This window comes from Marinobacter sp., assembly GCF_033722735.1.
In the GTDB taxonomy this organism is placed as follows: domain Bacteria; phylum Pseudomonadota; class Gammaproteobacteria; order Pseudomonadales; family Oleiphilaceae; genus Marinobacter.
The window spans coordinates 13,466-35,888 of the sequence record NZ_JAWVYN010000013.1 but is presented as its reverse complement, the minus strand read 5'-3'; the positions used below and the strand labels follow the sequence as shown (position 1 = coordinate 35,888).

Sequence of the window (22,423 nt, the reverse complement as noted above, 5' to 3'; positions counted from 1 at the left end):
AGAGCGGGGCTGGCCAACCCCGCTCATGGCTGCCGCCAGAGCTGAGCCCGCCGTACGATTGCGTTGATCAATCGGTCGCTCCAGGCGAGTAAGCTTCGCTTGAGATACGGAATGCGGCTGATCAGGAACTGGGATTTGGATATTCGGACCTCCAGGGTTTCCCCCTGAACGTGTGACAGCAATTGACACAGAGCGTTGGCGACCTTGAAGTACACCGGCCGTTTGTACAGAAAAAGTTCACCGTAGCTCAGGTCGTCCGCATTTCTCACAAACTCTGCAAAGTCGATGGTGTGGGCATTGTCCCGGTTGGCGGCCCAGCTCCGGATAAGCTCGTTGTAATCTCCAAAACGCTGAGACAATGCCGTAAACCCGGCGTTGCCGTAATCGGTCTGTGGTGGAAGGAGAAATACCAGGGTTTTGGTGGCCAGTTTACGGTCGACTTCCTCCAGCCAATGTTGCAACAGGTCCTGGGAGAGCAGTCCCTGGGTTTCGAAGGTGTCACCGAACCAGCGCTGAAAGCCCTCATCAAGTTGTGGATGACCGGAGTTAACCAGCTCCTCAAAGATGGAGACATCGGTCAAATCACCAAGGCCCGGTGGCCCGGGGATCAGGCATGCACTCTTCCTGTGCCGGTAAAACAGTGACAGAAAATCGTTAACCGGGTTGAAAATCACAATATCGGATTCGGGCACCTCGGTCTCAAGTGCCTCCCCATGAAAAAACGGCAGTCGATAGAGGTCGTCTAACGGTGGGCTTCCGTCGGCCGTCATCGCTAGCATCAGCCAGGCCAACGATTGTCTCTGAACCTCAAAACCATTGTCTGTAGGGAAGTTGAACTCTTTTTGGATGGTAAAATTCCCGGCCAGATAGGGGATGATCTGGTCATTATTACAGGCACCGCGGATAACGATTCTGGTAGTGTCCGCCTTGCCATCCAGGCTTGCTGGTGTCTCAGTAGGCGCTTGGGTCGCGCCTTCGGTGATCCAGTCCACGTCCAGGTCCTGCAAGCTGGAAGAAACCGGCGGGGCAATGTCCAGCGTCGGTTGTCCCAGTTTTCGATAGAGCCACTGCTCGACGCCCATATTCAGGATTCGGCAGGAAAAGACAAAGTGCTCCAGCCGCCCATCGGCTAGCAGGTAAAAGCCCACCCAGCCGTAATCGGCATACCGGTCCACCACACGAATCGCAGCGGCCTGAACCCCAGGCTGTTGAAGTTGCATACGCAGTTGTTGTTGATCCAGGCGTACTTTCGTGAAATTGAGCTGGTTGGTACGCTCGACCAGTTCGGCAATACGATCCAGATGGGTTAACGGCGTATCGCAGACTTCGATCCTGATATCAGACTGTCGGAGGAAAGCCTCGTTGGTGAGGGAAGACTCGGTCTGGGCCTGCCATTTGGTTTCCAGTTGACGGTATTGCTTCAGGCGGGAGAGAGACGAATCGTCCTTTCCCCGAGCGTGTTCGTGCTGGAACAACGTTTCGATCTGCTCTGGAAGCCCAACCATCAGGCCAGGATTATGGAATTTGGCCTCTTCAAGATTGGCAGCCCGGTCGTCAAGAAACAGGGTGTTCTCGGCGCGAAGGTTCATGCCGGTAAGGATGTCCCTGATCATCTCCCCCTTGGGCGCGAACGCGACCTTATTGAAAACGAATTCGTCGCTGAGTTGCCATTCTTCCAGTTTGGCCTTGACCGCGTCTGTATTGTTCTTCGAGCAAATGGCATTAACGATCCCCCGGCGATTCAGGGTTCGAACCCATTCAATATTTCGTTGAATGGGTTGGACGCCTTCCTCGGATAGGGTGCCCTGCCAGAACGTTTCATCCAGATCCCAGATGACAAGCTTGAGTTTGTTTTCCAAGGTCATGGTAGATCCTATAGGTACTGGTACTTCAGGCTGCCCCGACGCAGGCGTCTCAGCATCAGTAGATGGCGCAGAACGGCGATGGGGGTCAAGCGAGGTCTTAATTCCACAGCGCCCCCACTGGATTGATAGACCAAGGCCAGCAAATTTGCACTGAGCCCGGCTGGTCGGTCATCGCTCGGGGACAATGGTCGGCTCGCGCGATAGGGCAGTAGGCTTCGCCATCCCGAGGGAACTGCGATCTCGAACGGCCAATGGTCCAGATAGCCTACGACCCGAAAGAGAAGATCTGAACTTGCCTGCTGCCAGGGAATTAAAGACTCGAGTTGCTCACGGGTGCGATTGTAGGCCACCGGTGTATCGGAATGACTTGGCTGGGCCCTGGGTTCAGGTGTCCGTCCTGCGCCGATATCCTGGAGCAGACCGACGATCGCTGTCGAGGCGGTCTGGTGAACGGTGCGGACAATTGAGTCTCGGCTGTCCCCTGGCGAGATTGCATAGGGCACTTGCGCCAGGATATCCCCCTGGTCAAGTTGGTTGGTCAGTCGGTGAATGGTGACTGCCGAAGCCTGCTCGCCGGCGATGATCTGCCAGAGAATGGGATTGCCACCTCGATAATCCGGCAATCTGGATGGGTGAATGTTCAGGGCTTCCTTCGCAGGAGCATGGAGAAGGTCATCGGCCAGGATCGGGGCCGCATAACTGACCAGCACGTCGATACGTTGATCTTGGATCTCGTCAGCCAATTCCCGTTGGTGGTCCCGTGAGAACTGCCGGTAAGGAAGGTTTTGTTTATCGGCCCAATCAGCCAGCGACCGGAAGCCCCGGCAATAGGCCAGAAAGCGGCGAAGCAATGCCAGGGGATGCCGAGATTTTTCCGGCCTGGGTGTTGTGCCAACGATCAACGTAAGGTTGGCCTGTTTGTGCAAGGCTTCCACAATAGGGGAATAACTGGCGCTGATGTACGCAACCCTGAGACGTTCCATTTCGATCCCTCTGCCGCTCGATTAGGGAATACGGTTCCTGTGGGTAGGAGTTCCATTCCGATTTCACAGTATAACGCTGCAGGGAGCATCGCTGTAACCGCGACCTGTGTTGCATGTTCGTCCGCTGCAGTTTTTCGAGATGATCACAGGGTCAGTATAGCCCCTGACGCATTGACCAAGCCGAGGATTATGCCACTGTCGAGTGGTGTTGGCTGTGATCGTCTGAATGTTTGCAAACGATGAAAGGGCTGGGCATTGTCCGCTGCTGGCCCCGCGGCAATCGAAGCAAATCGTGTAATCGCGGCTTATCTGGTATTCAATGCTGGGTCAGCAATTGTCCGCCTGGTTGGACGGCTGTCGCTTGATGGTGTCCGTACTGTTGCCAATCTCCATTGCCGAGTGTGATTCAGCGTCAAACAGAGCTCTGAGCTCTTTCCGTGTCTGGGAAAAGTACGCCTGCCAGGCCTTCCAATCCTCAGAAAATTGGTCACTCATGGCTTTGAAGGCATTGGCCTGTTGCTGTGTGAATGATTTCAGATCGTCAAGATCCCGCACTTCCGAGACCTTCCTGGCCTGCTCAATGGCGGCGTCCGCATAGCGCCGGAACATCAATACCTGAAGCTCGGTTGCCTTGGTGAACTGTTCAAACAGGGTTTCATTGAAGCGGGTCGCTTGCTCCACCAGATCTCGGGATATTTCCCCGCAACTGTCGATCAAATCATTATCCATGGCCTCGATTCCATCCTTGGGAGCCTCTGATGAACTCCGGATCTTCACAGCGGTTCACCATCAAGGCGCGACGTTGCAGGAAGGCTGGTTGCCTTTCGAAAAGTTGCAACACCGAGTTGGGATCGCTCGGAAGGTCCCGCTGAGGCGATTCGGAGTTCATCAGAGGCTCCCGGTGCAATAGGTGACTTTGATGCCGAAGGGCACGTGATAGCCCGGATAGAAAGATTGTTACCTAAATTGCGGGAATGAATTTTGACGGGCATCAATTGGGGAAGAGGCTTATGCTTTATTGTATGCAAAGAAAGTGAATCATTGCGAATGAGCACGGTCCCTGATACCCGTTTAGCGGGTTTTTGAAGCTGGTTGGATCAGCAGGGAGGAAGTCTATGAGTGATCGCAAAGCCGAACTGCAGGCACTGAGGGCGGACCTGGTGGTTCGTCTAAAGCGATTTCAGGCCCATCAGCACCGGGAAGACGGTGCAATTAACCGGGATTTCGCCGAACAGGCCATTGAAACCCAGAACGATGAGGTGGTCGACGGGCTCGAAGCGGAGTCCCGTGCGGAGCTTGCCCAGGTCAATCGCGCCCTTGAGCGGATTGAGGCGGGCGAGGGTGAAGACTGCGAGCGTTGCGGTGAACCCATTGATCCACGACGACTCCAAATCCTGCCCTATACCACCCTTTGCGTAAAATGCGCCGATTCCCGCTAACACGCCAGGCCTGAACGGGATGTCTGATGCCCCTGTTGTTTTCCGCACCACCGGACTGACCAAGGTCTATGATCAGGGAGAGATTCAGGTGCAGGCCCTCAGGGGGGTGGATCTGGACCTGTATGGCGGTGAGCTGGTGGTGCTGTTGGGGGCGTCCGGCTCCGGCAAGTCGACACTGCTTAATATCCTGGGCGGGCTTGATGTGGCCACGCAGGGGGAGGTGCGGTTTCGGGACCTGACCCTGACCGGCGCGGATGACCGGACGCTGACCCGTTACCGCCGGGATTACGTTGGCTTTGTGTTTCAGTTTTACAACCTGATTCCGAGCCTGACGGCGCGGGAGAATGTTGCTGCGGTTACCGAAATAGCCCGATCCCCAATGTCTCCGGAGGAGGCCCTGGCCCTGGTGGGCCTGGCGGAGCGTCTGGACCATTTTCCGGCTCAGCTGTCCGGGGGTGAGCAGCAGCGGGTGGCGATTGCCCGGGCGATCGCGAAACGGCCCGAGGTATTGCTGTGCGACGAGCCAACCGGTGCCCTGGATTCCACCACTGGCATACTGGTGCTGGCTGCCCTGGACAAGGCAAACCGGGAGACCGGCACCACCACGGTCATCATCACCCATAACGCCGCCATTGCGGCCATGGCCGACCGGGTGGTGCGGTTGTCCGACGGCCTTATTGGTGGGGATTACCGCAATGATCAACGGGCGGACCCACAGACCCTGAGCTGGTAGAGCTTCGATGCCCAGCGGGCGCCTATGCCCGGGTTCGCGTTTCCGGGGGAGCGACGGGAAGGATCTGCCGGGCTGCGAAACCTCTTCGGTCGGATTTTTGACCCGAACGTTTCCAGCCAAGGAGGGAAGCATGGCAAGGGGGGTTGCTGTCGATGGGGCCTTCCTCGGTGCCATCCTGCATGTGGATGCGCCTGAGAACGGTCCGGTGCCTCCGTTCGCGAAGCCTGAACGGGCTCATTGCACGTGGATACGATCCGGTAGAGCCGGTGGGTGAGTGTCATGTCGGTGCTCCACACCAAACTCCGTCGGGAACTGTGGCAGATGCGCAGCCAGGTGCTCGCCATCGCCCTGGTGATTGCTGGCGGGGTGGCGGTCAGCCTGATGTCGGTGGTCAACCACTCCTCATTACTGGCGACCAGGGCCCAGTATTACGAGGACTATGCGTTTGCCGAAGTCTTTGCATCCCTGAAGCGGGCTCCCCGCCATGTGGCTCAGCGCATTGCGGAGGTATCGGGGGTGGCGCGAGTCCGGGATCGGGTGGAGGGGTTGGCAAAGCTGGAGGTGCCCGGCTTTGCCGATCCCGTGTCTGCTCAACTGATGTCATTACCGGACCGGCCCTTGCCACGGCTAAACCAGCTGTATCTGCTGCAGGGGCGCTTGCCTGCCGGTGAGCGAAACGATGAGGTCGCCGTCATTGGGAGCTTCGCGGATGCCCATGACCTGAAGCCGGGCGATCCGTTGCGGGCCGTCATCAATGGTCGCTGGCAGGTGTTGCAAGTGGTGGGGGTGGTGGAATCGCCGGAGTTCATCTATGTGCTGCCTCCGGGCGGGATCCTGCCGGACTACCAGCGATTTGGTGTGCTCTGGATGACGCGCGATGGGCTGGCCGCCGCCATGGACATGAAGGGGGCCTTCAACAGTGTGGTACTCACCGTCGAGCCCGGTCACTCAGTGGCGGATGTGATTGACCGGCTGGACCGGGTGCTGGACCCGTATGGGGGGACTGGCGGGATAGGCCGGGAGCACCAGCTGTCTCACCGCTTCCTGGACGATGAACTCAAGCAGCTGAGAACCATGGCCATCGTGTTCCCGGTCATTTTCATGGTGGTGGCCATGTTCCTGTTGCATGTGGTCATTGGCCGCCTGATTGCCACCCAGCGGGACATTGTCGCGGTGCTCAAGGCCTATGGTTACAGCAACCGGGCCATCGGCTGGCACTACCTTCAATTCACGCTGGTGATCGCCCTGGTGGGCCTGGGGCTCGGGGCTGCGGCCGGGCTCTGGTTGGGGCGGGGGCTGGGTGAGCTTTACATGGAATACTACCGGTTTCCGCAACTGCGTTTCTACATCAACGCCTGGTGGTTTCCGGTGCTGGCGCTCCTGACGTTTTCTGTGGCTGGGCTGGGCGGGTGGCGTTCGATCCGGCGGGCCGCGCTGTTACCACCGGCTGAGGCCATGCGCCCGGAGGGGCCCGCTCGATTCCGCGTTGGTCTGCTGGAGCGGTGGTTGCTCCCCATAGGTTTTTCCCAACCATCCCGAATGATTGTCCGACAAATTGCCCGGCGTCCGTTACGCACCGGCCTGTCGATGCTGGGGGTGGCCCTGGCAACGGCCATTGTCATGGTCGGCAGCTTTCAGTTTGATTCGGTGGCGCTAATGGTTCATGCCCAGTTTGTGCGGGTCCAGCAGCAGGATGTCGGGCTGGTACTGACTGATCCGGTGAACGCGTCGGCAATATATGAATTACGCCGGCAACCGGGCATTGCTTATGCTGAGGGCCGTCGAACCGTCGCGGTGGAACTGATTCACGGTCATCGCCAATGGCGCACGGCGCTGTCCGGACTGCCCGAGCAGGCGGCCCTTCAGCATGTTATCGACGCAGATCTGGCGCCGGTGGTGTTGCCCCGGGCAGGCGTGCTGTTAACGGATTTTCTGGCGCAGGGGCTCGCGGTGGCTCCAGGTGACTGGTTGACCGTTCAGGTACTGGAGGGACAAAGGCAGCGGGCGAAGGTCCAGGTTGCCGGTGTGACCAGTGAGTTTCTGGGGGTTGGCGCCTATATGACGTTGCCCGCATTGAATCGGTTGCTACACGAGGGACCCGTTGTCGATCAGGCGCTGGTGAACCTCAACGAGGGGATGGCCGATGGTGTTTACCAGCGGTTTCGCGCCATGCCGGGCGTAGCGGCGGTCAATATTCGCCAGGCGATGCTGGACAGCTTCTACGATACCCTGGCCAAGACCTTTCTGACCTTCACGTTTTTCAATGCCTTGCTGGGCGGTATTATCGCCTTTGGCGTTATCTACAACTTGGTGCGCATCTCACTGGCGGAAAAGGGCCGAGAGCTGGCGAGCATGCGTGTACTGGGCTACAGCTGTCGGGAAGTGGCGCACGTGCTGCTGGGGGAACTGGCACTGATACTGGTGTTGGGCATCCCGCTTGGCTGGCTGATCGGGCAGGGACTGTCTGCGGCGTTGGTCACAGCCCTGCAGACGGAGCTTTACCGGGTTCCGCTGATCATCACCAGCCAGACACTGGCGGCGTCAGCATCGGTGGTACTGTTGTCGGCGGTGGGCTCGGGTTATGTTGCCTGGCGTCGATTGGCGCGTCTGGATCTGGTAGCGGTGTTGAAGACCAGGGAGTAACCGGGCAGCGGTAGGAGGCATAGATGAAACTGGGCGGTCGGTGGGCATTCTGGAGTGTCTTCGCGATACTGGTGGTGTTGGCCCTGGCGGCGGCATTACGGCCGGAACCGGTATGGGTGGAGCTGGCTCAGGTTACCCGTGGGCCCTTGAGCGTCACCATCGTCGAGGAGGGCAAGACTCGGGTGAAAGATCGTTACATCGTGTCCTCGCCGGTGGCCGGCTATCTGCATCGGATCGAGTTGGATGTCGGCGACCCGGTGGAACCCAGCCAGCTACTGGCAGAGCTCGAGCCGGTGCCGGTCAGTGTGCTCGATGCCCGCAGCCGGGCGGAAGCGGCGGCGAGGGTGGAAGCTGCCCGGGCCTCACTGGCCTCGGCCCGGCAAACGGTACGGGCCGCCCAGGCGGATGCGCAGTTCACGCGTCAGGATCACCAGCGTCTGTTGCAGCTCAGCGAATCCGGCTTTGTCTCCAGTGAACGTTTGCAGCAGGCCCAGGCAGTCGCCTCACGCGCCGACGCCCTGTTACGCTCCGCCAGGTTCAACGAGGAAGTGGCCGCCCATGAGCTGGCCGCTGCCCGAACCCGACTGGAAATATCCGGGGCCAGCCCCGATGGGGGGCCGCCGATGGAACAGGTTCTGATCCGTTCGCCGGTGCGGGGTTCCATCCTGGGGGTGCTGCGGGAGAACGAAGGGGTGGTGCAGGCCGGAACCCCAATCCTTGAGGTGGGCGATCCAGGGGCCCTGGAGGTGGTGGTGGAAGTGCTCAGCTACGATGCGGTCAAGTTGCGGCCGGCTTTGCCGGTGCGCCTGCATGGCTGGGGTGGCCCGGAACTGGAGGCCCGGGTGCGGCGAATCGAGCCGGTGGGATTTGAAGACATCTCCGCGCTGGGGGTGGAAGAGCAGAGGGTTCGGGTGATTGTCGACCTTCACTCGCCACAGGAAGACTGGGCGACGTTGGGTGATGGGTATCGGATCGACGCCGAGTTCGTTCTGTGGCAGGGGGACGACCAGCTCCAGCTACCGGCCTCGGCCCTTTTCACCGAAGCTGCTGATCATCAAGTATTCGTGGTCGAGGATGGCGTAGCCCGGATTCGGCCGGTGACTGCCGGCCCCAGCAACGGGCTGTTCACGGTGATTGAGCAAGGGCTGAAACCCGGGCAGTGGGTGGTGCGGCACCCGGACCGGCAGTTGAACGATGGCGACAGGGTCCGGGAGCGATAAGCTATGGAGCGCGGCGGCGTGCGGAAGGGAAGGGCGACCATGAGGTATCTATGGGTGGTGGTTTTCTTGTCGGTACTGATCTGGTCCGGCATCCAGCCCAAGGACCGGGCAACCTGGTTGCTCGAAGTGTTACCGGCGATCATCGGCTTCGTCGTGTTGGCAGCGAACTATCGTCGTTTCCCGTTGACCCCGTTGGTTTATCAACTGATTCTCGTGCACGCCATCATCCTGATGGTGGGCGGCCACTACACCTACGCTGAAGTACCCCTGTTCGATGTGATTCGGGATCTCACCGGCGGCGATCGGAATAACTACGATAAGCTGGGCCATTTTGCCCAGGGTTTTGTGCCTGCGCTGATTGCCCGGGAAGTGGTGCTGCGACTCGGGGTCTTCCAGAGCCGTGCCTGGGCTCATTTCTTCATTGTCTGCCTCTGTCTCGCCCTGAGCGCGTTCTATGAATTGATCGAGTGGTGGGTGGCCCTGGCCAGTAAGGAAGCGGCCGATGCTTTCCTCGGCACCCAGGGCTATGTCTGGGATACCCAATCCGACATGGCTTTTGCGTTGGCCGGTGCAATACTGGCGTTGCTGGTGCTGTCCCGTATCCACAACCGTCAGCTCGTTGCGTTGTAGAGTTTTGCGTTGAACCAGTTCTCACATTCTGGCCTCACGGCCCCTTATGCCGGGGTAGATTTGAGGCACAGTTATCTTTCAGCATCCAGGTTATCCGGTATCGTACCGTAACAGGATGTAACCGGACGTATTCGGGCTGGCGAATAGCCGGGACTGGTGAAGAACAATAAGCGCCCAGGCAATCGACCCAATCCATTCACCTTGGAACAACAACCAGATAGGAACCCGTTTAATCATGCTGCTGGTGCTGGCTGGATCCATCATGACCTTTGCAATGGTGCAGGAGGCCACCGTCGTCGAACCGCATGAACGGGGTGTGGTGATCATCGAACAGGATGTGGATGCCAGCCCGATCGACTTGCGCACTGATGTGGTCGTTGAGCCGCTGGTGGAGCAGCGCTACCGGAACATCGTCCGCCAGGCTTACGACTACAGCTGTGGCAGTGCGGCCCTGACCACCGTGCTGGCCTACTACCTGGGGCGAAACCTGACCGAGCGCCAGGTGATGGAGGGGTTGCTTCACTACGGGGAGAGTGAGCGGATTGTCGAGCGCCGGGCCTTCTCCATGCTCGACATGAAGCGGCTGGTCACCGCACTGGGGTATCCGTCAGGGGGGTTCCGCGCCACCATTGACGACCTGGTTGATCTGGACCATCCGGCCATCGTTCCGATTCACCATGCGGGGTTCAAACACTTCGTGGTGCTGCGGACCATTCGGGATGGTCGGGTGTACCTTGCCGATCCCTCGGTGGGAAACATTTCGTTCACCCTCAGCCAGTTTGAGGAGAAGTGGGACGATAACGTTCTGTTCATTGTGTTCCCGGGCAGCGAGCAGCCGTTCGACGCCCTGGAACTTAAAGAGGAGGACCTGCGCTTTGTGGACGACCAGACCATGACGCTGCTGGCACAGCAGCAGATCCCCGTGTTTCATGAGGCCACAGAGCGGCGAATCCAGAACTTGCTGGAACAGCAGAAGAACAATCCCGACGGCACGGTGGAGAATACCCGCAAACAGCTTCATTACCGTCGTAATTAAGCCCGGCATCCAGACCCGGGCCTTAGAACCAAATATAAGTAAAAAGTAGGGAGTTGGGATGAATCGTTGGTTCGTGCGAGGATGTGTCCTTGGTTCCGTGGTCGGCTTGTTACCCGCCTTGGCGGCCGCCCAGGAGGACAGTGTGGACAGGGCCAGGGAGGCCCTGGCCCAGCAGGAGGGGGACGAAGACGCCTCCCAGCAACTGGAAGAAGTGTTCCAGGCCGCTGAAAAGAACTATTCACTGCAGAAAAAGGGCAGCCATTCACTCAATTACTCCCTGGATTACTCTTACACCGGGGATCAGCGCCTGGACCTGTCGATCACTGGCGGCAGCGTGCAGAACCTGGACGTCGTGCCGTCTGCCACCCACAGTTTCACCAACGCCTTTTCCTACGACTACGGCCTGCTGGATAACCTGACCGTCGGAACCCGGATTCCCCTGGTGGTCAAGTACGACACCCAGGACGAGTTGAACGTGTACGACTTCGGGGACATTTCCTTCACCGCCCGATGGCAGCCATTGGCCTACGTACCGGGCAAAATGAGCACGACGCTGTTCGGAACCCTCTCCAGCAAGACCGGGGTCAGCCCCTACGAAATCGACATCAAGCGGGAACTGTCCACCGGCAGTGGTTATTACACGGTGTCGGGGGGCGCGAGCCTGTCCAAGGTGTTGGACCCGGTGGTGATCTTCGGCTCCACCAGTCTGTCCTACAACTTTCCCGCGGACGACCTCAATCAGGTGCGGGGTGCGCGGCTGCTGGAGAAGGTGGAGCCCGGCTTTGGTCTCTCCGGTTCCGCCGGTTTTGCCTATTCCCTGTCCTACGATATCTCCCTGAGCGTCTCCGCCCAGGTGAGTTACAGCGACGAAACCGTGTTGTCCTTCAGCGACGGCTCAGAAGCGGTGGCCCAGGACCAGGTTACCGGCTTCCTCAGCATGTCCCTCGGCACCCGCGTTAGCGACACCACGATCGTCAATACCAGCCTGGGAATCGGCTTGACCGAAGATGCCCCGGATTTTTCCCTGGGCTTGTCCCTGCCCATCAATTTCTCCGGCCTGAAAGACTGAAACGGGTTGATGGCGCATTTGGGAAGGGAATAATCGCATGGCAAAGCTGAGCCACAAAAAACGGATACTCGGGTTGATGGTGGCTTCGGCCGTCTCCTGCGGCGCTCAGGCGCAGTTGGCGCAGAACCTCACCATCCACCCTAAAGCCCTGGCACTGGGGAACGCCGTGACGGCAGATCCCCCGGGCGTGATGGCCATCCATTACAACCCCGCCGGGCTGAGCAAGCTGGACGACCGGCAACTCGAGGTAAACCTGACAAGTGTTTACCTGGACATTGATGCCGATTTTCACGCGCCGGATGGCTACGAGATTTTCGGTATCGATGGCCTGGAGACTGATCCCAGCACCGGGGAGCAGCGGGACCCGGTGGCCAACTCTCACAGCCACACCAACAACGTGGCGGTGTATGTGCCGGGCTACGGCATATTGCGGCTGCCGCCGGGGCCGGCCCTCGTCCCTTCGGCCGGGGTCAGCATCAAGCGGCCGGGGTCCAAGCTCACCTTCGGTAACGCCTTCTACCTGCCCATGGCGGCCGGTTTCTACCGGGACGGGGACGATCCCGGGCGTTACCAACCGCGGGCCACCTCAATGCAGCGGACCACCTATCTGTCCCCAACCGTGGCCTACGAGATCAACGACGAATGGGCGGTCGGCCTGGGGATTCACCTGTCCCATATGGGGATCGCGGCAGACCAGTTTATGCGTGCCCCCAATATGTTGCTGGGGGTGGCGGAAATTCTGCAGACGGCGTTCAACTGCGAGTCGGGCAACGAACCGCTACAGCCGTGGATTGCCCTGTGTGGTGGTAATGTGGGGCCCTGGGACGACATTGGGGCCCTCAACATCGACGTTCAGGAAACCCTGTCCCCGACCTATGCCCTGGGGGTGATGTGGGAGCCGACGGACTGGTTCAGCTGGGGGGCCAGTTACACCTCCGAAGCGGACATGAACCTCAAGGGCACCTTTGAGATCGAGTACACCGATGACTGGTCCGGCTTCTGGCAACGGCTGAACGGCTCGGTGATCGGCGCCATCACCTCGGCGATCCTGAGCCTGCCATCGGGCGCGCCCAGGGAAGCCGGCAATGTCAGCATGGATCTGGTATACCCGCAGCATTTCCAGACCGGGATCAGCGTTGATGTCCACCCCAAGCTGACCCTGAACGTCGACGTGGGCTGGACCGACTACAAGCAGTGGGATGCGTTTGTGTTCCAGTTTGACCGGAACCTGGAATTCCTTAATGCCGCCCGCATCCTGTCGCCGGACAATGCCACCGCCAGTTCGTTACGCCTGCCCCTGGGCTTCAAGGATCAGTGGAACTGGGCGTTCGGCATGGAGTTTCACGCCTCCTCGCGCCTTGATTTGCGTGCGGGGGTAGAAATCCGGGATTCAGTGATCCCTGATGATCAGCGCCAGGTGATGGCGCCGTTCGGCGGGGCCAACCTGTACAGTGTCGGAATGGGCTACCGCTGGGACAAGGACACCGAGATCGATATGAACCTCAGCTACCTTCATTCGATCGAGACCATCCCGGCGGACAGCAGTTGTAACGTCAACTGTGACAACATTACCAACATCATCTACAACCCTTATGCCGGTCTGGACATCAAAACCTCCCTGCGGGTGGTGATGGCCGGTCTCAGCTTCCGGACCAAGTTTTGACGAACAACGTACTGTCGCACAAAGTACTGACGGGCAAAGTTCTGGTAGGGTATTGGCGGGTTTGATGACAGGGCAGATTTGATATGGCGTGGCGCCGAGGTGTGTGGCTGGGATGCCTGCCGCTGATGATGACAATGCTGGCCGGTTGCCAGTCGGCGGATCCGCGGCAAGGTGAAGTCGATTATTTTACCTGGGTGGATGAGCAGGGCCGGGTGCGCCAGACCCAGATTCGCACCGAACCGCAGCCACCTGAAGACACTCGTCCCATCGACGAGGTCGCCGCGGAGATCCCGGCGCCGGGAGAGCCCACTGAGCCGGAGCATGAGGAATACAGCCTGGCGAACTACCCGGATGGCAATGAGCTGGCGGCTGCTGGCTTTGTCCGGGATGGCGATCCGCAGCCGTACTTCACCTGGCGGGATGCCCAAGGCAACATCCGGGTCAGCTATTACCAACCGGACACCCGGTCCCTGGTTGCCCAGGGCAAGGTCGAGCCGCCGGTAGCGTTGACACCGGCCAGCGTCTACCACCGCACCGATCGGCAGCCCGCATTGCCAAACCCGGACGCGCTCCCCGAAGCCTTTGGGGTGCTCGGCATCGAGATTCCCGCGCAGGGCTACTTCCAGCAGTGGAGCGCCCGGTGTTGTGAAGGCCTGGGGCTGATTCAGGTGCAGGAATGGCAATCAGGGCGGGAATTCTCGGTAACCATCGACCACCAGGCCCCCACCCACGAATTTGTGACCGGCACCAGCCCCTACCGTCTGATCCACCTGCCGGCGGACCGGTTACCGGCCAGTTTTGTCTTGCGGCTGCGGTCCTTCAGCCGCGATGGGCTGTTTGTGCCGTCGTTGGCGTTTCTTGATGACAGCCTTACCCCGATACGGATCGTCACCGATCTGGTTGCACCCTACGCCCCGGAGTCCTGGCACAGTCACGGTTACCTGCAGGCCTACCTGCCGGTGTTCCCCGCCCGGGGGGAGCGCTGGTTGCTGCTGTATACCCGCGACAGCGACGTGAACAGTCAAACCGTGGTCGAGGAGGGCCCCCGCCCCAGAGTCATCCCCCATCGCCAGACCGGGCTGATCGGCTTGAGTATGAACCCGGACTGATCGCCCGTTGCGCCCAGTGCGGACCTGTTCCCGGGATCTCAATCAGGCGCTTGCGCCTGGTCCAGCCAGGGCTGGGACAACCAGAAATAATGGCCGTTTTCAGTTGGATGGGTGCAGTTATACCGAAACCGGCGGCTGTGGAAGGGCTGGGGCGCGGTCACCGTCAGTTGCCGGGATTGCTCATCCCACCGGGTCTCAATGCGGCCCTGGCCCGAAGCGAAACAGCTCATGTGGTGGTGGGAGAGGGCACCCGGCAGCTGCAGGGTCAGGGTGGGTGGGTTCTGCTCCAGCACGCCGTCGGGCAGCGACGCGGCCTCCACGGGGAACGCCCGGCTGTGGAGCTTGTCGCCGAGGGTGGCCAGTTGACCGTAGGTATTGGCCATGGGAAAGCGCGGTAACCGGGTGGCGGCACTGGTTGGCCCCACCGCACCGGAGTGTTGGCCGAAACCGAACCAGCCTCGCCCCTCCAGCAGTTGCTCCAGTTCGGCGCTGAACTCGCCGTAGGGATAGGCAAACAGTGGAGGGGCGTCGCCAAGGTGGCGTTGCAGGGCGTTCTGCGCCCGATCCAGGCTGTTGCTGGCCCGTCGTCGCCAGTCTGCGTGGGCTTCTCCCGGACGGCGGACCAGGTGGCCGTGGTCGGCACTGTGATTGGCAATGAGTACACCGGGTTTGGCGGCCAGCTCCGTCAGCTGCTGCCAGTTCATGTAGCCCTGCCTGCCGACGGCGTCGGTATTCACAAAGACCGTGAATGGCCAGCCCCGTTCCAGTAACCGGGGGGCGGCATGGCTGAGCACCGAACTGTAGGCGTCGTCGAAGGTGATGGCGATCTGCTGACGGTTCGTCAGGTCTCCCCGAATGGCGGCTCGGGTCCCTTCATCCAGCGCCACCACCTCAAGCCGCTGGGCGGCGATCAGGTCAAGCTGGGCCTGGAACAACGATCGACTGGTGCTGGTGGACGGCGGTGTGGCGTCGCTGACATGATGGTACTGCAAAATGACCAGATCGGCGTGCAGTGGCGTGGCGATTGCCAGCCACGCGGCTATGCAGAGCGCGGCTAAGGTTCGGATCGGGGGGCGGGTAAGTCGGCTCATGGTGTAGCGGGTTCAAACTGCACTGGTGGTAGCCTGGAAGTGGGCTTTCAGCAGGGCAAAGGCTTCATTGAGGGCCTGAATCCGGCGGGTATCACCGCCGCGGTCCGGGTGGGCCTTCATTACCGCTCGCCGAAACTGGCGTTTGACGGTGTCCAGGCGTTCGGGAACGGCATCGAGTCCCAGCGTCCGGGCTGCCTCCAGGAGTTCGGTTGAATCCAGCCGCCCGCCGCTCCGGCCAGCCCAGAAATCGTCCATCATCCGTGTGATGAGTTCCTCCGGCATGCGGTACTGGCTCAGATCGAGGTAAAAAGCACGGAGCTTGTCCGGCGCATCCGGCAGGCCCTTGCCCGCAATCACTTCTGTGGCGCACAACTTGGTGTTCAAGGGCGAAATGGTCAGGGATTCGCCCTGCTCGGCGAGCTGATCGCGCAGCCGGTACAGGGCGTGAAACACCAGAAAGTGGACCGGGTATAGCCTGGCTGGCTCGGAGTAGTCCACGGGCCCCAGCAGGCGCCAGGGCGGCGCCTGCAACGTCTTGATCAGGGTCAGCTCCGAGACGCCCGCCGGATGGTCCCGCAGCACGCGTTCAATGGCGACCAACAGCAATTGGATCAGCTCCGAGGGATCCCCGGGTTGAGAGGGCTCCGGGCTTGGGCGCTCTGGGTACGGCATTTGGCTGGTCATGGCTGACAGGGTACTGGACAGCGAGCCGTCAGGAAACCTCTGCCATGCGTTCCAGCCCCCCCAGGAACAGGCGCGAGGCAAACCGGGCTGCCCTGCGTGATTCCAGCTCCGCCGCCTCCGGGTTGTCGCTGGCGCGACGCGCCACCTTCACCGACAGCTCCAGGGCGACTCCGAAGAAGGCCGCACAGAGGTAATCGATGTCGACCGGCGGGAGCAGACCACGGTCGATCGCATCTCGGACATCGTCCTCCAGGGTCAGCATCGCCAGACCCATGATACCGGAACCAAACAGCTTCTTGATGGCCTGGTCGTTGCGGTGCGCCAGTTCATACACCAGCGGATCCTCCGCCGTGGAACGGAACAGCGCCAGGTAGGTCGACTCGATGAACTCCTCTGTGGTGTCGGAGGTCCGCCGAATCTGACTGAGAGCCTCGTTCTGGTGATTGAGAAAGTCCGTCAGCAGGGCAACAAAAATGTCTTCCTTGCTGGCAAAGTAGTTGTAGAAGGTGCCCGCAGCCAGCCGGGTCTGGCGCACGATGTCGCGAATGGTGGTGTTCTCGAAACCTTTCTCGCGAAAACAGGTACGCGCAGCTTCCAGAATGGCCTTGCGGTTGTTGATGCGGTTGCGTTCCCGCTTACCCAACGGGCGATGGCGGGTTTCCAGTATATCCATAACTGTATCCTGTCCTTGGATTTCAGGCCCGAGTATAATGCCCCGTTCACTGACTTATTAAATGTAGCATGTATGCCTGATGTAATGACTGTGTCTGACGACGATTCCACAACCTCAATGCCCGAGCCGCAATCGGCAGAGGCGGCCCGGAAACAGAAGCTCGAACTCAACAAGCTCCAGAAGCGCCTGCGCCGGGAAGTGGGGCAGGCCATTGCAGATTTCTCCATGATTGAAGCCGGCGACAAGGTCATGTGCTGCCTGAGCGGCGGCAAAGATTCCTATGCCATGCTGGACATACTGCTCAACCTGCAGAAAAGTGCTCCGGTGTCCTTCGAGCTGATTGCGGTGAACCTGGACCAGAAACAACCCGGGTTCCCGGAAGAGGTGTTGCCGGAGTACCTGGCCAGGCTCGGTATTGAGTATCACATCATCGAAAAAGATACCTATAGTATTGTCAAAGAAAAAGTGCCGGAAGGGAAGACCACCTGTGGCCTTTGTTCGCGCCTACGCCGAGGAATTCTCTACAATTTTGCAGAAGAACACGGAGTTACCAAGATTGCGTTGGGCCATCACCGGGACGACCTGATGGAAACGCTGTTCCTCAACATGTTCTACGGTGGCAAGCTGAAAACCATGCCCCCGATGCTCCACAGTGACGACGGCCGTAATACCGTGATTCGACCGCTGGCCTACTGTCGGGAGAAGGACATCGCCAAGTATGCGTCCTTGAGGGCGTTCCCCATCATTCCCTGCAACCTGTGCGGTTCCCAGGAGAACCTGCAACGTCAGGTGATCAAGGACATGCTGCAAAGCTGGGACAAACAGCATCCGGGTCGCCTGGAAACCATGTTCCGGGCTATCTGCAACGTCGAGCCCTCCCACCTGGCGGACACCTCGCTGTTCGATTTCCGCAATAACACCCTGAAGAACGCCGGCCCTGATCCGGTCGAGCCCTCCGACAGCGCCACGCCGGATTACGGTCGGGTGGATATCCTGAACCTCTAGCGGACCTTCCGCCACAGGTTAGGAAAGGATTGTTTGCCGCCACTGCCCAGGTTGGTGGAGGCGCCGGCCCGAGCGTAACCATGGAAATCTATGGCCAGGGCGGGCGTTGCCAGTACAGCGGCGGTCACCGCTGCCGTCAGGGGGAGTTTGCGAGGGAAAAGGTGATAGGTGTTTTGCATCATCTGTGTCCTGTGCTTGTTGTCGTTATTGAGTGCCAAGGATACGGACTGGCCCGGCCGGCGTGACTCTATGGATGCCCCTTCCAGGCGACCGCTATCCATACATTAAGCTTCGGCCAATCAGGTATTGGGGAAAGCTGCCACCATATTCCCTAAGGTCGCCAGGCTGGACATCCTCCGTTGGCAATCTTTTAGGGGGGGAGTCGTCAGGCGGAGCTGGGGTGTAGGTGGAGGAGGTATTTTTCAGGTCGTTAGGTTTGAGGCATGGGGGAGGCCCCGTCAGGCCTCGGCGGGGTTTTCCTGGAGGGGGAGCCCGTTGCTCCGGTTATCCAACGATTCCACCACCGGGGCGGAATCGCTGGCGACCTTCCCGGTTACAAGAGCGCCAGACTCTCCCTGGCCAGTGTTGAGATCCTTGACCAATCTCCCTGTTCCAACGCCTCAGCCGGTGTGAGCCAGGTTCCGCCCACGGCCTGGACATTGGCCAGGGCCAGGTAATCCTTCGCGGTGTCCTGGCGAATGCCGCCGGTGGGACAGAACAGGACGTCGGCAAACGGACCGGCAAACGCCTTCAGGGCTGCCTTTCCTCCGGACACTTCCGCCGGAAAGAACTTGAACGCGCGATAGCCCAGGGCATACCCCATCATCAGCTCGGAAATCGTCGCTATGCCCGGCAACAGCGGGGCCTGCGATGTCGCACCGTGTTCCAGGACGGCCTCGGTCACCCCCGGGGTGATGACGAACTGCGCCCCCGCCCGCTCGACCGCGCGATATTGCTCGACGCTGGTCACGGTGCCGGCACCGACCCAGGCATCGGGTAAGGCGGAGCGCAGCTGTTCGATGGCGGCCAGCCCGTGCTCGGTTCGCAGGGTGACTTCCAGCACCCGGATGCCGCCTTCCACCAGCGCCTCGGCCAGCGGCAGGGCATGCTCCGGCTTGTGGACGGTGATCACCGGCACCAACGGGCTGGCGGCCATTACCTGCTCGATTCGCTCCTGCTGGTACTTTGATACACCCATCATTCGTTCTCCCAATACGCTGCTCAAGGGCTCCAGTACACCTGCAACCCGGGTTTCAGAAACGCCCACACCGGCATCGTCAATACGTCGTCCAGATCCTCGCAGGCCGCGCGAAGCGCCTCGACCTTGCCGGTCCCCTGGATCAGGAGCGGGGTATGTCCGGCCTGTCGAGGGGCCAGGCCACCGCGTCCAGTCCCTGTTCGATGCGAAACAGCGCTTCCTCGGGGGTGGCGCCGGAATTGGCTAACCGAACGGCCAACCCGTCGGCCTCCGGGGCGGCGACGGCCTCCACCCCATCCGGCAGACTGAGCTCAAACATCTTCATACCAACTCCTGCCATCCCGGGTGATCATGGCCACGGAGGCTACCGGGCCCCAGGTGCCGGCGGCATAGCGCTTGGGATGTGAGCCGTAGTCCTGCCAGTTGCGGATCACCTGATCGACCCAGCGCCAGGCGAACTCCACCTCGTCCCGGCGGACGAACAGATATTGGTTGCCTTTCATCACCTCCCACAACAGCCGTTCATAGGCATCCGGAATGCGGTCGTTGCCAAACGCCTCGGAAAAGGTGAGTTCAAGCGGCCCCTGGCGCAACCTCATGCCCTTGTCCAGCCCCTGGTCCTTGGTGAGGATATTCAAGGACATGCCTTCGTCCGGCTGCAGCCGGATGATGAGTTTGTTGTTGGCCAGGTGTTTCTGGTCGGAATCGAAGATGTAGTGAGGCGCCGGCTTGAAATGGATGACGATCTGGGAAAGCTTCTCCGGCAGGCGCTTGCCCGTGCGGATGTAGAACGGCACACCGGACCAGCGCCAGTTGTCTATTTCGGCCTTGAGGGCGACAAAAGTTTCGGTGGTGGAGTTCGCCACCGCGTCTTCTTCATCCAGGTAACCCGGTACCGGTTGACCGTTGCTGGTGCCGGCGGTGTATTGTCCCCGCACCAGATGGGTCGCCATCAGGTCCGGTGTGATCGGTCGCAGTGCCTTCAGCACCTTGACCTTCTCGTCGCGGATACTGTCCGCCGAGAGGTCGGAGGGCGGGTCCATGGCGATTAGGCAGAGCAGTTGCAACAAGTGGTTTTGCACCATGTCCCGTACCTGGCCGGCCCGATCAAAGTAACCCCAGCGCCCTTCAATGCCTACGCTTTCGGCCACGGTGATTTCAACATGGGAAATGTGGTTCTGGTCCCACTGGGAAGCGAACAGGTTGTTGGCGAAGCGCAGGGCAATCAGGTTCTGGACCGTTTCCTTGCCGAGGTAGTGATCGATCCGGTACAGCTGCTGCTCGCTGAACACCTCCGCCAACTGGTCGTTGATCACGCGAGAGCTCTCCAGGTCATGACCGATGGGTTTCTCGACCACCACCCGTGTGCTGTCGGTACAGCATCCGGCGTCCCGCAGGTTTCTTGCGATATAGCCGTACATGGATGGCGGCGTTGCCATGTACACGATCAGGTTGGCGTCTCGTCCTTGACGCCATTCGGTCAGCGCCGCAAAACCGTCCGGATCTGAAAAGTCGAGATACTGGTAATCCAGTTTCTGGACAAAGGAATCGAGCACTGCCTCGTCGATGTCAGATTCCGGCAGGCGCTGTCGTAACAGATCCGTCAGTTGGCCCCGCATGTCGTCGGCCGACGCCTGTTTGCGGGCCAGCGCCAGAATTCGACTGCTGGCATCCAGCAGCCCGGCGCGCTCCAGTTGATACAGGGCGGGGAAGAGTTTTCGCTGGGCCAGGTCCCCCAGCGCACCAAAAAGAATCAAGTCACAAGGTGTTCTGATTTCGTCGACCATGGTTTTCATCTCTACGGGCGAGTGACGGAAGCACCCGGTCATTCGTTGTAAATTTTCATAAGTGTTAAGGCGTTCGCGCCTGGCGTCCCCTGTGGTTACGATCGTCCCGTTAGCGGATAGGCTGCCCGACGCGGACGATTTTTAGGGTGTTGGTGCCGCCCTGGGCGTTGACGTAGTCGCCCTTGGTGATAATAACCAGGTCGCCTTCGGACACCGCTCCACATTCGACCAACTGCGCAACCGCCAGCGCATTGGTCTGGTCGTGGGGCAGGGCATTGGCATCGAAGGGCACGGTCTGGACGCCCCGATACAGCGCCACCCGGTTCTGGGTCTCGGATCGGCGGGAAAAGGCGTAGATCGGCAGACTGGACTTGATGCGGGACATCAACAGGGGCGTGGCACCGGTTTCGGTCATGCAGATGATGGCGGACACAGAGTCCAGATGATTGGCGGCGTACATGGCGGACAGGGCAATCGCCTCGTCAACGTGGGCCATGCTCTCGTGAATGCGGTGCTTGGATTGGTGCATCGACGGGTGTTTCTCCGCGCCCAGGCAAATGCGCACCATGGCCTCCACCGCCTGGCGCGGATAGTCGCCCACGGCGGTTTCGGCCGAGAGCATCACCGCATCGGTACAGTCCATCACCGCATTGGCGACGTCGGACACCTCCGCCCGGGTAGGCATGGGATTGTCGATCATCGATTCCATCATCTGGGTGGCGGTAATGACCACTTTGTTGAGGGCGCGGGCACGGGCGATGATGTGCTTCTGCACCCCCACCAGCTCGGCGTCGCCGATTTCTACCGCGAGATCGCCGCGGGCCACCATGACGGCGTCGGAGGCTTCGATGACGGCGTCCAGGGCGGCAGGATCGTGGGCCAGCTCGGCCCGTTCGATCTTGGCCACAATCCGGGCCTGGGAGCCGGCCTGTTGGAGCAGTTTGCGGGCGGTGTGAAGGTCCTCGGCGGTGCGCACGAAGGAGACTGCCACGTAGTCCGCTTCCAGTTCGGCGGCAACGGCGATGTCGTTGATGTCCTTGTCGGTCAGGGCATCGGCGGAGAGGCCGCCGCCGCGTTTGTTGAGCCCCTTGTTGTTGGACAGGGGGCCGCCGATGAGCACCCTGGAAGTGATGCGACGCTGGTCGACGGCGGTCACCTCCATTTCAATGCGGCCGTCGTCGAGTACCAGGATGTCGCCAGGTTCAACGTCGTCAATGAGCTGTTCGTAATCGATGCCGACGGCGTGTTCATCGCCGGCGTTTTTGTCCATCGCGGCATCGAGCACGAAGGTCTGGCCGGTTGTCAGCGTCACTTTGTTGTGGGCAAAGCGAGCAATTCTGAGTTTGGGCCCCTGCAGGTCGGCCAGCAGCGCCACATGCCGGTTTTGGGCGGCGGCAGTTTCCCGGACCTGGCGGGCCCGGTCGCAGTGCTCTTTGGCGCTGCCATGGGAAAAATTCAGACGGGTGACGTTCACGCCGGCGGCAATGATTGCGGCGAGCGTATCGGGGGCATCGATGGCTGGACCCAGGGTCGCCACGATTTTAGTGCGCCGTAACATGGTGTTGTCCTATGGAGTTCAAGGTTGAAGTCGGCAG

General features: G+C 60.2%; 21 protein-coding genes. 10 read left to right on the top strand and 11 right to left on the bottom strand.

Annotated elements, in window-relative coordinates:
* Nucleotides 1-23: 23 nt before the first annotated feature.
* The 3 genes from R3175_RS11095 to R3175_RS11085 all read right to left on the bottom strand — a co-directional run bounded on the left by R3175_RS11095 (nt 24) and on the right by R3175_RS11085 (nt 3,577).
* A complete protein-coding gene (locus R3175_RS11095; protein WP_318944340.1) occupies nt 24-1,865 on the bottom strand; it encodes an HAD-IIIC family phosphatase in 1,842 nt (613 codons plus the stop codon).
* A gap of 8 nt (nt 1,866-1,873) precedes the next feature.
* A complete protein-coding gene (locus R3175_RS11090) occupies nt 1,874-2,848 on the bottom strand; it encodes a formyltransferase family protein (protein ID WP_318944339.1) in 975 nt (324 codons plus the stop codon).
* 327 nt (nt 2,849-3,175) lie between these two features.
* The gene (locus tag R3175_RS11085) at nt 3,176-3,577 is read right to left on the bottom strand and encodes a phasin family protein (protein ID WP_318944338.1); all 402 of its coding nucleotides are present in this window, start codon (nt 3,575-3,577) and stop codon (nt 3,176-3,178) included.
* A 386-nt stretch (nt 3,578-3,963) separates the two neighbouring features.
* Here R3175_RS11085 and R3175_RS11080 point away from each other — a divergent pair, with 386 nt between their 5' ends.
* From R3175_RS11080 to R3175_RS11040, 9 genes are all read left to right on the top strand, one after another.
* Nucleotides 3,964-4,287 (top strand): TraR/DksA family transcriptional regulator, encoded by a 324-nt coding sequence (locus tag R3175_RS11080; RefSeq protein ID WP_318944337.1) that lies wholly within the window; start codon nt 3,964-3,966, stop codon nt 4,285-4,287.
* A 19-nt stretch (nt 4,288-4,306) separates the two neighbouring features.
* Entirely contained in the window at nt 4,307-5,020 is a 714-nt protein-coding gene (locus R3175_RS11075; RefSeq protein WP_318944336.1) for an ABC transporter ATP-binding protein, read from the top strand.
* A 279-nt stretch (nt 5,021-5,299) separates the two neighbouring features.
* Nucleotides 5,300-7,663 carry an ABC transporter permease gene (locus R3175_RS11070; RefSeq protein ID WP_318944335.1) on the top strand — a complete coding sequence of 788 codons (2,364 nt, stop codon included), beginning with the start codon at nt 5,300-5,302 and terminating at the stop codon, nt 7,661-7,663.
* Nucleotides 7,664-7,686: 23 nt separating this feature from the next.
* Complete coding sequence (locus R3175_RS11065; protein WP_318944334.1) at nt 7,687-8,883, top strand: efflux RND transporter periplasmic adaptor subunit; 1,197 nt, start codon at nt 7,687-7,689, stop codon at nt 8,881-8,883.
* 39 nt (nt 8,884-8,922) lie between these two features.
* Entirely contained in the window at nt 8,923-9,513 is a 591-nt protein-coding gene (locus tag R3175_RS11060) for a DUF2238 domain-containing protein (RefSeq protein WP_318944333.1), read from the top strand.
* 235 nt (nt 9,514-9,748) lie between these two features.
* Nucleotides 9,749-10,549: a C39 family peptidase gene (locus tag R3175_RS11055; protein ID WP_318944332.1), complete on the top strand. Its 801-nt coding sequence runs from the start codon at nt 9,749-9,751 to the stop codon at nt 10,547-10,549.
* A gap of 58 nt (nt 10,550-10,607) precedes the next feature.
* The gene (locus tag R3175_RS11050; RefSeq protein WP_318944331.1) at nt 10,608-11,618 is read left to right on the top strand and encodes a transporter; all 1,011 of its coding nucleotides are present in this window, start codon (nt 10,608-10,610) and stop codon (nt 11,616-11,618) included.
* A gap of 37 nt (nt 11,619-11,655) precedes the next feature.
* Complete coding sequence (locus R3175_RS11045) at nt 11,656-13,281, top strand: OmpP1/FadL family transporter (RefSeq protein ID WP_318944330.1); 1,626 nt, start codon at nt 11,656-11,658, stop codon at nt 13,279-13,281.
* An 83-nt stretch (nt 13,282-13,364) separates the two neighbouring features.
* Nucleotides 13,365-14,390 carry a MalM family protein gene (locus R3175_RS11040; RefSeq protein WP_318944329.1) on the top strand — a complete coding sequence of 342 codons (1,026 nt, stop codon included), beginning with the start codon at nt 13,365-13,367 and terminating at the stop codon, nt 14,388-14,390.
* 38 nt (nt 14,391-14,428) lie between these two features.
* Here R3175_RS11040 and R3175_RS11035 read toward each other — a convergent pair whose 3' ends face one another.
* The 3 genes from R3175_RS11035 to R3175_RS11025 are packed head-to-tail and all read right to left on the bottom strand — an operon-like array spanning nt 14,429 to nt 16,838.
* Nucleotides 14,429-15,481, bottom strand: coding sequence for a polysaccharide deacetylase family protein (locus tag R3175_RS11035; RefSeq protein WP_318944328.1), 1,053 nt, complete (start codon nt 15,479-15,481; stop codon nt 14,429-14,431).
* A gap of 12 nt (nt 15,482-15,493) precedes the next feature.
* Nucleotides 15,494-16,153, bottom strand: coding sequence for a DNA-J related domain-containing protein (locus R3175_RS11030; protein WP_318944327.1), 660 nt, complete (start codon nt 16,151-16,153; stop codon nt 15,494-15,496).
* Between the two features lie 40 nt (nt 16,154-16,193).
* A complete protein-coding gene (locus R3175_RS11025) occupies nt 16,194-16,838 on the bottom strand; it encodes a TetR/AcrR family transcriptional regulator (protein ID WP_318944326.1) in 645 nt (214 codons plus the stop codon).
* A gap of 117 nt (nt 16,839-16,955) precedes the next feature.
* Between R3175_RS11025 and ttcA the strand changes: the two genes are divergently transcribed.
* Nucleotides 16,956-17,843 (top strand): tRNA 2-thiocytidine(32) synthetase TtcA, encoded by an 888-nt coding sequence (gene ttcA / locus R3175_RS11020; RefSeq protein WP_318944416.1) that lies wholly within the window; start codon nt 16,956-16,958, stop codon nt 17,841-17,843.
* Here the strand turns inward: ttcA and R3175_RS11015 are convergent.
* From R3175_RS11015 to pyk, 5 genes are all read right to left on the bottom strand, one after another.
* Nucleotides 17,840-18,022 carry a hypothetical protein gene (locus R3175_RS11015; protein ID WP_318944325.1) on the bottom strand — a complete coding sequence of 61 codons (183 nt, stop codon included), beginning with the start codon at nt 18,020-18,022 and terminating at the stop codon, nt 17,840-17,842. The two genes, ttcA and R3175_RS11015, sit on opposite strands and share 4 nt — an antisense overlap.
* A 374-nt stretch (nt 18,023-18,396) precedes the next feature.
* Entirely contained in the window at nt 18,397-19,044 is a 648-nt protein-coding gene (locus R3175_RS11010) for a bifunctional 4-hydroxy-2-oxoglutarate aldolase/2-dehydro-3-deoxy-phosphogluconate aldolase (protein WP_318944324.1), read from the bottom strand.
* Nucleotides 19,045-19,183: 139 nt separating this feature from the next.
* Nucleotides 19,184-19,366 (bottom strand): hypothetical protein, encoded by a 183-nt coding sequence (locus tag R3175_RS11005; RefSeq protein ID WP_318944323.1) that lies wholly within the window; start codon nt 19,364-19,366, stop codon nt 19,184-19,186.
* The gene (zwf, locus tag R3175_RS11000) at nt 19,353-20,828 is read right to left on the bottom strand and encodes a glucose-6-phosphate dehydrogenase (RefSeq protein WP_318944322.1); all 1,476 of its coding nucleotides are present in this window, start codon (nt 20,826-20,828) and stop codon (nt 19,353-19,355) included. The genes R3175_RS11005 and zwf overlap by 14 nt, the downstream gene beginning before the upstream one ends.
* A 109-nt stretch (nt 20,829-20,937) precedes the next feature.
* Nucleotides 20,938-22,386: a pyruvate kinase gene (gene pyk, locus R3175_RS10995; RefSeq protein WP_318944321.1), complete on the bottom strand. Its 1,449-nt coding sequence runs from the start codon at nt 22,384-22,386 to the stop codon at nt 20,938-20,940.
* Nucleotides 22,387-22,423 lie beyond the last annotated feature (37 nt).